Origin of the sequence: Kouleothrix sp. (genome assembly GCF_046328425.1) — a bacterium.
GTDB lineage: Bacteria > Chloroflexota > Chloroflexia > Chloroflexales > Roseiflexaceae > Kouleothrix.
Genome location: NZ_JAXLWP010000004.1, coordinates 264,051 through 276,862, shown reverse-complemented (window position 1 = coordinate 276,862; position 12,812 = coordinate 264,051). Strand labels below are relative to the sequence as shown.

Below are 12,812 nucleotides of genomic sequence, written 5' to 3'. Positions count from 1 at the left end.
TTATACTCAATGAAGCTGTTTGAAAAGGGTGGTTTGGAGGGACGAAGTCCTCCAAATATCACTCGTTCTGGCAGGTGGCGGCCACGAACGTGGCCGCCACCTGCCAGAAGGGAAGTGCGAGGGGCATAACCCCTCGCGCACCCCTTTTCAAACAGGCTCTTGGTGTTGCACCCGTGGCGAAGCCACGGAGTGCAACACAATCTCTACGTGATCAAGCGAACAGCGTATTATAGGGCCAAAAACGAGTCGGCCGGGCCGGTGCACGCCCACACCGATGCGGCGTGCAGCCCCATGTGCAGATCCACCGTCAGCTCGACCTCCGGCGCCGACAGCGCCTGCACAGCCGTGGCTGGCTCAAAGCGCGCCGGCATGCCCTCGAGCATCACCGCCACCGGGCCGAGCCGCAGCTCGAGCAGATCGGGCCGCAGCTCGGCGCCGCTAGCACCTACCGCCACCAGGATGCCGCCCCAATCAGGCAGCGCCTGGGCGCAGGCCCAGCGCACCGCCGACGAGCGCGCCACCGCCTGAGCCACCTGGCGGGCGCTGGCCTCGCTCGCCGCGCCGCGCACGTGCACCTGGACGATCTTGCCGGCGCCGGCCGCGTCGCGCAGCACCTGCTGGGCCAGGTCGGCGCAGATCGCGTCGAGCGCCTCCTGCCAGGCGCCATACTCCCACGAGCCGGCGTCGACGATCGGCTCATTGGCGGCGGCGCCGTTCGCCAGCAGCAGAATCCCGTCGTTCGGGCTTGGGTCGCCCTCGAGCACGGTGCGCCCGAACGACAGCGCCACGCTCTGCTCGAGCGAGCGCGCCAGCAGGCGCGTGTCGATCGCCACATCGCTGGTGAGCAGCGCCAGCGTGGTAGCCATGCGCGGGTGGGCCAGGCGGCCGGCCTTAGCCATCCCGCCGATCGCCACGCTGCGGCCCTCGCGCAGCGACACCACCAGCGCGCGATCTTTCGGGCGTGTGTCGGTGGTGAGAATCGCCATTGCCGCGCGCCGGCCGCCGCCGCTGTCGAGCTCGGAGACGGCCCGGCGCACCGCGTCTTTCATGCGGTGCATGGGCAGCGGCACGCCGATCTGGCCGGTCGACATCAGCAGCACGCTGTCGCGCGCGATCTCAAGCTCGTCGGCGGTGATCTTGGCGCACTCCACCGCGTCGGCCAGCCCCTGCTGGCCGGTGCCGGCGTTGGCCTGCCCGGCGTTGATCAGCACCGCGCGGATCTGCTCGCGGTTGCGCGCCAGGATGGCCTGGTTGAAAAACACCGGCGCGGCCAGAATGGCGTTGCTGGTGAAGCTGGCGGCCACGCGGCAAGGGTGCCGCGAGTAGACCAGCGCCAGGTCGCGCGCGCGCACCTCCTTCAGCCCCCCCGCGACGCCTGTTGCGCGGAAGCCGCTTGGGCTGGAGACGTGCCCGTCTTCGAGGATGTTGTAGCTCATAAGAATTGCAAAAGGCGCACTCTTCCGCAGGCAGAAACACGCCGACCGCGCAAGCCCTGGGGATTACGCGACGCGGCAGACCAGCCCCTTGAGGTACTCGCCTTCCGGGAAGCTCAGCAGCACCGGGTGGTCGGGCGCTTGCGTCAGCCGCTCGACGATCTGCACGTCGCGGCGGGCGTCGAGCGCGGCGCCGAACACCACCTTCTGGAACAGGTCGGCCGATACCAGCCCCGAGCACGAGAAGGTGGCCAGCACGCCGCCGGGCCGCAGCAGCTGCATGGCGATCAGGTTGATGTCTTTGTAGCCGCGGGTGGCCCGCTCGAGCTGGGCCTGGGCATGGGCGAACTTGGGTGGGTCGAGGATCACTACGTCGAACTGGCGGCCCTCGTGGCGGTACTGGCGCAGCAGCTTGAACACGTCGGCCTCGACCGGCTCGACGCCGGCCTGCTCGTTCGCGGCCAAGTTGGCGCGCAGCATCTCAAGCGCGGGCGCGCTGCTGTCGGCCGCCAGCACGTGCGCCGCGCCGGCGCGCGCGGCCGCGATCGCGAAGCCGCCGCTGTAGCAGAAGCAGTCGAGCACTTCGCGGCCGGCGCAGTAGCTGGCAACGCGCAGGCGGTTGTGCGCCTGGTCGAGGTACGCGCCGGTTTTCTGCCCGGCGCGCAGGTCGGCCAGCATTGCCAGGCCGCCGGGCTGGCGCGCGCGGATCTGCTCGGGCGGCGCCTCGCCCCACAGCAGGCCCTCGCCGGGCGGCAGGCCCTCTTTCTCGCGCACCTCGGCGTCCGAGCGCTCGTAGATGCCGCGCGGGCGCGCCAGCTCGGCCAGCAGCCCCGCCACCATGTCGGCGCGCGCGGCCATGCCCTGCGTCAGCAGCTGCACCACCAGGTAGGCGCCATAGCGGTCGACGATCAGGCCGGGCAGGCCATCCGACTCGGCGAACACCAGCCGGCAGGCGATGTCGTCGCCGGTGTAGCCGAGCCACTCGCGCGCGGCGATCGCGCGCGCCAGGCGGCGCCGCAGCAGCGCCTCGTCGATCGGCTCGTCGGCGTCCCAGCTGAACAGGCGCGCGCGGATCTGCGAGCCGCTGCTCCAGGTGCCGCGCGCAAGCCACTCGCCGCTCGCAGCGCACACTTCCACCGCGTCGCCGCGGCCGACATAGCCCTGCACGCGCGCGATCGCCCCCGAGAAGATCCAGGGGTGGCGCTGCTGCACCGGACGTTCTTTGCCTGGGTTGAGCGTGATTGTCGCCATAGCTCTCTGCACACTGAGGCCGCACGGCGCTAACTGTAACACAGCGCTAGGGCACGGTCAAGACACATCGGCGCTCACAGGTGCTCCCAGTCGAGCACAATCTTGCCGGCCTTGCCCGAGCGCATCAGCTCGAAGGCGGTCTCGTACTCGCTGTAGGGCATGCGGTGCGAGATCACCGGCGCGATGTCGAGCCCCGACTGCACCATCGCGGTCATCTTATACCAGGTCTCGAACATCTCGCGGCCGTAGATGCCCTTGAGCGTCAGGCCGTTGAACACCACGGTATTCCAGTCGATTGCCGCCGGGCCTGGCATAATACCGAGCATGGCGATCTTGCCGCCGTGGCACATGCTGCCAAGCATATCGTTCAGCGCCGCTGGGCTGCCCGACATCTCGAGGCCCACGTCGAAGCCTTCTTTCATGCCCAGCTCGGCCATGGCGTCGCCGAGCGTGCGCTCGTTCACGTTGATCGTCAGCGTCGCGCCCATGCGCGCGGCCAGCGCCAGCCGGTCGGGGTTCACGTCGGTCACCACCACGTAGCGCGCGCCAACGTGCTTGGCCACGGCCGTGGCCATGGCGCCAATCGGCCCGGCGCCGGTGATCAGCACGTCTTCGCCAACCAGGTTGAACGACAGCGCGGTGTGCACGGCGTTGCCGAACGGGTCGAAGCACGAGAGGATCTCGAGCGGGATGCTGGGGTCGCAGTGCCAGACATTCGCCACCGGGATGGTGATGAACTGGGCGAACGCGCCGTTGCGGTTCACGCCTACGCCCTGCGTGTTTGGGCACAGGTGCCGCCGGCCGGCCAGGCAGTTACGGCAGCCGCCGCACACAATATGGCCCTCGCCCACCACCAGCTCGCCCGGCCGGTGGTCGGCCACATTGGCGCCAACCGCGTCGATCACGCCTACGTACTCGTGGCCGATCGTCATGGGCGTCTTGATCGTCTTCTGCGCCCATGCGTCCCAATTGTAGATATGCAGGTCGGTGCCGCAGATCGAGGTGCGCAGCACCCTGATGCGCACGTCGTTCGGGCCGACCTCGGGCACCGGCACCTGCTCGAGCCAGAGGCCCTGCTCGGGTAGTTTCTTCACCAGCGCAGGCATGGTCGTCATCGCGTCCTCGCTTTGTGTATCTATCGCCGCAGCGTCGCGTCGCTGCCGCAGATCATACGGCATGATCGGACGCTTGCGCAAACGCCGGCAGAGCGGTTCTCTTTTTCAATTCTTTATGCGATGGCCCGCCTGGCGAAGCCAGGCGGGCCATCGCATAAAAAGAGATCAACGGGAAGCTAGCCCGCCTTGGCCGCGTCGGCCCAGAACGCCTCGACCTTGGCCCTGAGCAGCGCGTGCTCGGGCTTTTCGAGCCGCGGGTCTTCGGCCAGGATCTTCTGAGCTTCGAGGTTTGCGGCGTGCAGCAGGCGCGTGTCGGCCAGCTGGGCCACCTTCAGGTCGGGCGTGCCGCTCTGGCGCGTGCCGAAGAACTCGCCGGGGCCGCGCAGCTGCAGGTCGATCTCGGCCAGCTTGAAGCCGTCGCGCGTGGCCTCCATGGCCTCGAGCCGCTGCCGCGTCACCTCGTTGTCTTTGTCGCTCACCAGCACGCAGTAGCTCTGGTGGATGCCGCGCCCGACGCGGCCGCGAAACTGGTGCAGCTGCGCCAGGCCGAAGCGGTCGGCGCCCTCGATCAGCATGGTGGTGGCGTTCGGCACGTCGATGCCCACCTCGATCACCGCAGTGGCCACCAGGATGTCGTACTCGTGGTTGCGGAACGACACCATGGCCTCGTCTTTGTCGCGCGGCAGCATCTTGCCGTGGATCAGCGTCACCCGCAGGTCGGGGAACACTTCGCCCTGCAATTTGGCGTACATCTCCTCGGCCGAGGGCAGGTCGACCTTCTCGCTCTCGTCGACCAGCGGGCACACCACGTAGGCCTGGCGGCCGCGGCTGATCTCGCGGCGCATGTGCTTGTAGGCTTTGTCGCGCTCGGGCGAGGTGATCCAGCGCGTCTTGATGTCTTGCCGGCCGGGCGGCAGCTCGTCGAGCACCGAGGTGTCGAGGTCGCCGTAGATCGTCATGGTCAGCGTGCGCGGGATGGGCGTGGCGGTCATCACCAGCATGTGTGGGTTGAAGCCTTTGTTCTTCAGCCGCTGGCGCTGCTCGACGCCGAAGCGATGCTGCTCATCCACCACCACCAGGCCAAGCTGGGCGTACTGCACGCTCTCGGTGATCAGCGCGTGCGTGCCGACGATCAGGTCGACATCGCCCTTGGCGATGCCTTCGAGTACGCGGCGGCGCTCTTTCGCGCCGAGGCTGCCCGTCAGCAGCGCCACGCGCACGCCTGCGCCGTCGAGGTCGTCTTCGGGCACCATGTCGAGCAGGCGCTTCAGCTCGTCGATCTCGGCCTGGTGCGCCTGGGCCTTGGCGTCGGCCGGCTGGGCGGCCTCGGCCTGGGCTGCGCGCGGCACGCGCACCTTGCTCAGCAGCGCGCGCAGCCCCTTGTAGTGCTGCTCGGCCAGGATCTCGGTCGGCGCCATGATCGCGGCCTGAAAGCCATTCGCCACCGCCTGGAGCGCCGTAGCCGCCGCCACGGCGGTTTTGCCGCTGCCTACATCGCCCTGCAGCAGGCGCGCCATCGGCACCGGCCGCGCGACGTCGGCGAAGATCTCTTCGAGCGCCCGCACCTGCGCGCCGGTCAGGTCGAACGGCAGCTTCGACAAAAACTCCTCGTGCACACGCTCGTTGAAGCTCATGGCGTAGCCGTGCTCGCCCTGCCACAGCAGTTTGCGCTGCAGCACGCCCAGCTGGATGAACAGGAACTCGTCGAAGCCCAGCCGCCGCCGCGCGTGCTCGAGCTGCGCCTTGTCGGCCGGGAAGTGGATCTGCGCCAGCGCCTCGCCCAGCGGCGGCAGCCCGGCGCGCTCGCGCACTTTGGCGGGTAGGTAGTCGGCCACCAGCGGCGCCGCGCGGTCGACCACGCGCTTGATGATCGTGCGGGCGTTGCGCTCGTACAGCCCTTTGGTGAGCGGGTGAACCGGCACCAGCCGGCCGGTGTGGATCAGCTCGTCGTCGCTATACGGCTCCCAGTCGGGCCCAGTCATCTGGCGCAGGCCCTGAAACGAGTCGATCTTGCCGCTCAGCACGATCCGCGCGCCGATGCTGAACTGCTTGGCCAGCCAGGGCTGGCGGAAGAACACGACCTTGAGGTTGCCGCTCTGGTCGCCCACCAGCAGCTCGATGCCGCTCATGCCGCTGCGTGTGCCAAAGGTGCGGATGTCGACGACCGACGCCACCACGGTTTCGGTCGAGCCCACCTGCAGGTCGGCGATCTGCTTCTGCGAGGTGAAGTCGTCGTAGCGGTGCGGGAAGTGGTACAGCATGTCGTACACGTTGCGCACGCCCAGGCGCTTGAACGACTGCGCGGTAACTTTGCCGATGCCCGCCAGCTGGTCGAGCGGCGTGTCGAGCGTCAGCGGCTTGGCTTCGGCCGGCGCTGCGGCTTGGGGCTTGGCGGCAGCGGTTTGCGGCGCGCGTGGCTCGCCGGTCTCGGCTTTCTGAGTGGGCCGGAACAGCTCGCGCAGCGCCTCGATCGCGATGCCAATGCGCGCGCGGCGGGTAGTGGGGTCGAACATACCATAGCCCGCCAGCAGCTCGAGCGTCTGCTGCACTGGCGGGTGCGCCAGCGCGCCGTTGGCCTCGAGCCGCCAGCTTGTCAGAAAGCGCTCCAGGCCGCCGGGTGCGGCGCTGTCGTCGCAGCCGCGCTCTTGCTCGGCCCGCAGGATCTTGCCTAGCTGAATGATCTGCTCTCTGCCGTCCATGCTCAACTGCCGATTACTTCAGTAGGCCCGCCAGCCCCAGCGCGCCCGGCCCGGCGTGGGTGCCGAGTACGCCGCCGGCCTGCTCGACGAAGATCTGCCCGCGCGGCAGCAGCCCGGCTGCGGCGCACTGATCGGCCATCTGCTCGGCCGCGTCGCGCGTGGTGCTGTACAGCACCGCCAGCTGGTCGAACGCGCCGCGCTGCTGGGCCAGCTCGATCATGCGCGGCGGCACGCGTTTCCAGGTGCGCACCTGCTCGAGCGGGTGCACCTCCGAGAGCCGCACCTCCATGATCGGCTTGACGCTGAGCATGGTGCCGAGCAGCGCGCGCATGCGGCCGATCCGGCCGCCTTTCTCGAGGTAGCGCAGCGTCTCGAAGGCCACGAACAGCACCGTGCGGGTGCGCAGCTCTTCCAGCAGCGCGGTGGCCTGCTCGAGCGTGGCGCCGTCGCGCAGCGCCTCGGCGGCCTTCAGCACCAGGAAGCCCATCGACATAGTGACGGTGTAGCTGTCGACGCAGGCAATCCGCGCGCCCTCGACCAGCTGGGCAGCCTGGCGCGCGGCGTTGTAGGTGCCGCTCAGATCGCCGGCCAGGCTGATCGACAGGATCTCGTGGCCGGCCTCGGCCAGCGGCCGAAATGCCGACTCGAACATGCCCACCGAGGGCGCCGCAGTTTTGGGCGGCTCGGGGCTGGCTACCAGCCGGGCATAAAATTCGTCGCGTGTGAAGTCGATATCGTCGCGCAGCGTCTGGTCGCCAAACTGCGCCAGCACCGGCACCACCGTGATGTCATATTTCTGGTACAGCGCGCGCGGCAGGTCGGCGGTGCTGTCTACGACAATTTTGACCACTGGCTCCTCGTTGCTGGGCGGCGGGCGGCCCGCGCCGCCCGCCTGCTCAATCCATGCCTTCGAATACCGCCACGCCCATCGCGCCGGGGCCGAGGTGCGCGCCAATGCTCGGGCCAAACTGCATGATCTGCACCTGGTCGCGCGGGAAGATCGGGTCGACTTTCTCGAGCAGCTTCTCGACATCCTCGGGCGTGGTGGCGTACAGCGCGATCACCTCCTGCACCTTCGGGAAGTCTTCGATAAACGTGTACAGCCCCTCGATCGCCTTGGCGCGCGTGCGCGTGCGCTCGTACGGCACGATCTCGCCCTCGTCGAGCAGCATCAGCGGCTTGATCCGCTGCATCGAGCCGAGCACGGCGGTGGCCAGCGAGAGCCGGCCGGTATGCTCGAGGTACTCGATCGTATCGACGAAGAACACCACGTGGCAGTGCTGCATCAGGTTGTTGATCAGCTGGGCGATCTCGGCCGGGCTGGCGCCGTCGCGCACCGCGCGGGCCGCGTGCGACACCACCAGGCCCAGGCCCATCGAGGCCAGCTTGGTGTCGATCACCTCGATGCGCGTGGCCGAGGCCGGCAGCCGCGCGCGGGCCTGCTGCGCCGAGCGGCACGTCGAGCCGAGCCGGCCCGAGAGGTGCAGCGAGAAAATATACTCGTACTCGGGGGTGAGCCGCCGGTACAGCTGCTCGAACACCACCGGCGGCGGCGCCGAGGTGGTGGCCTTGATCCGTCCCTCTTGCATCCACTGGTAGAACTGGTCGTTGGTGATGTCGAGCCCGGCCCGAAAGGTCTGCTCGCCGACGTGCAGGTACATCGGCACAACCTCGATCCCCAGCTCGTGCGCCAGGCCGAGGGGAATATCGGCGGTGCTGTCGGTTACGATCTTGATGCCGGCCATGGCGCTGGCCTCCCTCCAACAGAATGAGGATACTCCGCAAGTCATGTATTGTACCGCAATCGCGCGGTTGCGGTGCTATTCGGCCGAGATAATATACTCGTACAGCGGCTGGCCGCCGTTCTGCAGCTCGACCTCGAGATCGGGGTAGTTCGAGCGCACGCGCTCGGCCAGCGTTTCGGCCGCGTCGTCGGCCACGCCGGCGCCGTAGTACACCGTCACGATCTCGCGCTCGCCCAGCTCCATGCGCTCGAGCAGGTCGTCGATCACCGCCAGCCGCTCGTCGCCGGCCACCACCAGGTCGCCGTCGAGCAGCCCGATTGTCTGGCCGGCGCGCACGCTCACGCCGTCGACGGCGGCGTCGCGCACGGCGGTGGTGATCTCGGCCGTCTGCACCTGCCCGGCCGCCGCGCTCATCGCCCGCACATTCGCCGCCAGGTCGGCCTGGTAGTTGAAGCCCAGCAGCGCCGCGATGCCCTGCGGCGCCGTTTTGGTCGGCAGCACTTCGACGCGCTTGTCGGTGAGGCTGGCCGTCTGGCGCGCGGCCATGATCACATTGCCGTTGTTCGGCAGCACGATCACGTCGCGCTGCGGCAGCTCGCCGATCGCCGCGAGCAGGTCTTCGGTGCTGGGGTTCATGGTCTGCCCGCCGCCGACGATCGCGCCGGCGTGGAGGTTGCGGAACAGCGTGGCGAAGCCCGGGCCGGGCGCCACCGCCACCACGCCCACCCGAGTTTCGAGCGCAGGCGCGGCGCTGCCGGGCCGGGCGGCCTGGTGCAGCTGCTCGCGCTGCACGTCCATGTTGGCGATCTCGATCTGCTCGAGCGCGCCAAAGTCGATCGCATAGTTCAGCGCGTCGCCGGGGCGCAGCAGGTGAATATGCACCTTGATCAGCTGCTCGTCGCCGACGATCACCGCCGACTGGCCCATGGCTGCGAGCGTGCTGCGGATCTGCTCGTAGGGCATCGCGCTGCCGCGCAGAATGAAGTTGGTGCAGTAGCCAAAATCATCGGGGCCGTGGATGTCGTCGAAGGCCATGGCCGCGGCCGGCCGCGCCGAGTGGTACTCAACCGTCTCGCCGCGGGCGTAGCGCAGCATGCCCTCGAAGATCAGAAACAGCCCCTCGCCGCCCGAGTCGACGACGCCGGCGTCGCGCAGGGTCTTCAGCAGCGTGGGCGTGCGGTCGACCGAGGCGCGCGCGCCGTGCGCCGCCGCCGCCAGTACCGCCAGCAGGTTTGCCTGCGGGTTGGCCAGCTCGGCGGTGGCGGCCTCGCTGGCCTCGCGCATCACCGTGAGCATGGTGCCTTCCACCGGCTTGAGCACGGCGCGGTAGGCTGCGGCGCTTGCCTGTGCCAGTGCGGCGGCCAGCTCGGGCGCGCCCATGTCGGCGTGGCCGGCCAGGCCCTGCGCCACGCCGCGCAGCACCTGCGAGAGAATAATGCCCGAGTTGCCGCGGCCGCGCATCATCGCCCAGTACTTCACGCGCTCGGCCACCGCCGCCACCGACGGCTCAGGCGCCACGTCTTTGATCGCGCCGCTGAGCGTGAGCGACATATTCGTGCCGGTGTCGCCGTCGGGCACCGGGAAGACATTCAGCGCGTTGACCTCGGCGGCGTGTTGCTCGAGCCAGCGCGCCGCTGCGGCCAGTGCCGCCAGAAGGTGCGGGCCATCCCAGCGCTGTGCCGCGCCCTGTGACGAATCCTCCACCGGATATCTCCAACAAAATTTTGAGCTTTACGTGTTGAGCTGAGAGCTGCGTAGCCCTATTCAACACTCAACACTCAAAACTATCAGTTTTTCAGCCCCTGCACGCGCACATTCACGCGCGCCACCGGCATGCCTAGCGCGCGCTCGACGGCGTAGCGCACATTTTCCTGCACATTGCGTGCGACCTCGGCGATGCGCATGCCGTACCCTACGATGATATACACATCGATCTCGACCCAATCATCGCCGATCCGCACATCTACGCCGCGGTGCGCGTCGCGCTGGTGCAGCACCTGCGCCACGCCCTCGCGAAATGTGTGTGGCGCCATTCCCACCACGCCATACGACTGCCCGACGCTGCTGGCCACGATCGAGGCGATCGCGCGCGGCGCGACTTCGATCGTTCCGGTGGGTAGCTGGCGCTGGTTTGGCGGCGTTCCTTGCTGGCTCATCCTGCCCTCTCGTTTGCCAACCGGCCCGGCATATGGTATATTCTACCTTCAGTGTTTCACAACAGCTTTGCGACGCTCGGCATCCGCCGAGGAGGTTATTCGACAATGGCAACCTGTCAGCTCTGCGGCAAAAAGCCGACGTTCGGCAACAATGTGAGCTTCTCGAAGCGGCACACCCGCCGCATGTGGCGGCCGAACATTCAGAAAACGACGCTCACACTTGACGGCGGCGTGTCGGTGCAGGTGAAGCTCTGCACTCAGTGCCTGCGCACCGTGAGCAAAACGCGCTAGTCGCGTCGAAGGCCCCACGAAGTCCGGCACCCGCCTTGGGTGTCGGTCTTTTTTTATGTACAGCCGCCGCAAGGCTAGGGCATTATAGCGGATGGGATCGTGCGGCGCAATACCCAATTTTGCACGAACGCTATGCTGGCGCGAGTTCCTTGGTGTGAGAAGCTGCCTAAAACTCGACGCGCGACTATGCCAGAATATAGCGCTCGATCGCCCACGCCACGCCGTCCTCGGCTACGTGCGGAACCACGGCATCGGCGGCGGCGTGGGCGGCCGGGATGCCATTGGCCATGGCCAGGCCCAGCCCGGCCCACTCGATCATCGGCAGGTCGTTCTCGTGGTCGCCGATCGCGATCACCTCTTCGCGAGCGATGCCCAGCCGGGCCGCGAGCTGCGCTAGCGCCGCGCCTTTGTTGACATCCGGCGCGGTCAGCTCGCCGAACAGCGTATGCGAGCGCACTACCTCCAGCCGCCCGGCGAAGTGCGCTGCCAGCCGCGCCACCTCGCGCTCGACCACCGGCGAGTCGGCGACGAACAGCAGCTTGGTGGGCGGGTTGGCCACAGCGGTGCCGGCCAGGTCGTCTGCCACGGCATTCTCCCCCTGGCTCAGCAGCCGGGCGATCCGCGCATGGACGATCGCCTGGGGTAGGTTCGGGTCGACCACCACTTCGGGCCGCTCGGGATGCCAGCTGAGGTACAGGTCGAGCTCGGGCCGCGGCCTGGCGATCCACAGCCGCTCGTCGATATAGGCGATCACAAAAATGTCGCGCGCGATGAGCTGCTCGATCGCTTCGGCCGCCAGCCTGGCCGGTGTGGGCTGGTGATACCACACGGCGCCATCGCGCGTGTCGCGGATCAGCGCGCCCTGGAAGCAGATCAGCGGGCCATCGATGCCCAGCTGCTGCGCGAATGGCACGGTAGCGCCAAACATGCGCCCCGTCGCGATCGTTACGTGCACGCCTTGCGCCTGTGCGGCCGCCACCGCCGCGCGCACCCGCGGCGAGATCGCCAGGCTGCCGCTGAGCACCGTGCCGTCGAGGTCGAGCGCGAGAAGTTTGTATGCCACGTTACCCCCATGGATTAGCCGGCCGCCTGCTGGGCTGCCTGTTGCTTGCTGCCACCTTATACACACCGCGCGGCCGGCGCGTAGCTTGTGTCGGCTACCACCACCCGGTCGTGGCCGGCCAGGTCGCGGTGAATCGCAACCTGTGCCTGCGGAAACGCCTGACGCGCGAGCTCGGCTACGGCCGCGCCCTGCATCGCCCCGATCTCGAGCAGCACCGCGCCGCCAGGGCGTAGCGCGCCGGGCGCGGCGGCCAGCAGCCGGCGATACAGATCCAGTCCGTCTGACCCGCCGTCGAGCGCCAGATGCGGCTCGTAGCGGCGCACGCCAGGGTCGATCTCGTCCAGCACGGTGTAGGGCGGGTTGCTCACCAGCAGATCGACTGGGGCATCGAGCGGCGCCAGCAGGTCGCCCTGCCGAAACGCTATTCGCCCGGCAACGCCGTGGCGCTCGGCGTTCAGCCGGGCCAGCGCCAGCGCGCCGGGCGAGATGTCGACGGCGATCAGCTGTGCGCCGGGCAGGTGGCAGGCCAGCGCCACGGCGATGCACCCGCTGCCGGTGCCGATGTCCCCTATGACGAAGGGCGAAGAAGCAGAGACGAAAGGCGAGGAAACCGGCGCAGTTGCTCGCTCGCGCTTGGGTTTTCGGCTAGCGGATGCGGCGGCCAGCGCCAGCTCGACCAGCAGCTCGGTCTCGGGGCGCGGCACCAGCACCCGGCGGTCGACGGCGAAGTCGAGGCCGTAGAATTCTCGGTGACCCACCAGGTAGGCCACCGGCTCAAGCGCGGCGCGGCGCTCGATCAGTGCGCCGAAAGCCCCTGCATGGCCGCTCGGAAGCGGCGCGCGCCCTTCGGCCAGCAGGCGCGCGCGCGGCCAGGCTAGCACATGCGCCAGCAGCAGCTCGGCGTCGAGGCGCGGGGTAGTGCTGCTGGCGCGCAGCCTGTCGGTGGCGCGGGCGAGTGCCTCTGCGATGGTGAGCGGTTCGTTCAAGTGGGCTTGGTTTTCGGTGTGCGCGCCAAGACGGCCCATCGGGCCGCCTTGGCGCGCAGGGAGGGCTTTGTTG

The 12,812-nt window shown here is 68.4% G+C and carries 11 protein-coding genes; 1 reads left to right on the top strand and 10 read right to left on the bottom strand.

Annotation, left to right across the window (positions count from 1 at the left end; all coding sequences use genetic code 11):
* Positions 1-227: 227 nt before the first annotated feature.
* From U0177_RS03930 to U0177_RS03895, 8 genes are all read right to left on the bottom strand, one after another.
* On the bottom strand, positions 228-1,436 hold the full coding sequence (locus U0177_RS03930; RefSeq protein ID WP_409569287.1) for a bifunctional ornithine acetyltransferase/N-acetylglutamate synthase: 1,209 nt from the start codon (positions 1,434-1,436) through the stop codon (positions 228-230).
* 63 nt (positions 1,437-1,499) lie between these two features.
* A complete protein-coding gene (locus U0177_RS03925) occupies positions 1,500-2,684 on the bottom strand; it encodes a class I SAM-dependent rRNA methyltransferase (RefSeq protein ID WP_409569286.1) in 1,185 nt (394 codons plus the stop codon).
* A 74-nt stretch (positions 2,685-2,758) separates the two neighbouring features.
* Complete coding sequence (tdh, locus tag U0177_RS03920; protein WP_409569285.1) at positions 2,759-3,799, bottom strand: L-threonine 3-dehydrogenase; 1,041 nt, start codon at positions 3,797-3,799, stop codon at positions 2,759-2,761.
* 176 nt (positions 3,800-3,975) lie between these two features.
* Positions 3,976-6,498, bottom strand: a complete 2,523-nt coding sequence (gene recG, locus U0177_RS03915) for an ATP-dependent DNA helicase RecG (protein ID WP_409569284.1) — start codon at positions 6,496-6,498, stop codon at positions 3,976-3,978.
* Positions 6,499-6,511: 13 nt separating this feature from the next.
* Complete coding sequence (locus tag U0177_RS03910; RefSeq protein ID WP_409569283.1) at positions 6,512-7,348, bottom strand: DegV family protein; 837 nt, start codon at positions 7,346-7,348, stop codon at positions 6,512-6,514.
* Positions 7,349-7,394: 46 nt separating this feature from the next.
* A complete protein-coding gene (locus tag U0177_RS03905; protein ID WP_409569282.1) occupies positions 7,395-8,243 on the bottom strand; it encodes a DegV family protein in 849 nt (282 codons plus the stop codon).
* Positions 8,244-8,318: 75 nt separating this feature from the next.
* On the bottom strand, positions 8,319-9,947 hold the full coding sequence (locus U0177_RS03900; RefSeq protein WP_409569281.1) for a DAK2 domain-containing protein: 1,629 nt from the start codon (positions 9,945-9,947) through the stop codon (positions 8,319-8,321).
* 83 nt (positions 9,948-10,030) lie between these two features.
* Positions 10,031-10,399, bottom strand: coding sequence for an Asp23/Gls24 family envelope stress response protein (locus U0177_RS03895; RefSeq protein WP_409569280.1), 369 nt, complete (start codon positions 10,397-10,399; stop codon positions 10,031-10,033).
* A gap of 105 nt (positions 10,400-10,504) precedes the next feature.
* Here U0177_RS03895 and rpmB point away from each other — a divergent pair, with 105 nt between their 5' ends.
* Complete coding sequence (gene rpmB / locus U0177_RS03890; RefSeq protein WP_409569279.1) at positions 10,505-10,690, top strand: 50S ribosomal protein L28; 186 nt, start codon at positions 10,505-10,507, stop codon at positions 10,688-10,690.
* A 184-nt stretch (positions 10,691-10,874) separates the two neighbouring features.
* On the opposite strand, the gene U0177_RS03885 is transcribed toward rpmB, so the two are convergent.
* Positions 10,875-11,753, bottom strand: coding sequence for a Cof-type HAD-IIB family hydrolase (locus U0177_RS03885; RefSeq protein WP_409569278.1), 879 nt, complete (start codon positions 11,751-11,753; stop codon positions 10,875-10,877).
* A 56-nt stretch (positions 11,754-11,809) separates the two neighbouring features.
* Positions 11,810-12,778: a peptide chain release factor N(5)-glutamine methyltransferase gene (gene prmC / locus U0177_RS03880; RefSeq protein ID WP_409569277.1), complete on the bottom strand. Its 969-nt coding sequence runs from the start codon at positions 12,776-12,778 to the stop codon at positions 11,810-11,812.
* Positions 12,779-12,812: the final 34 nt, after the last annotated feature.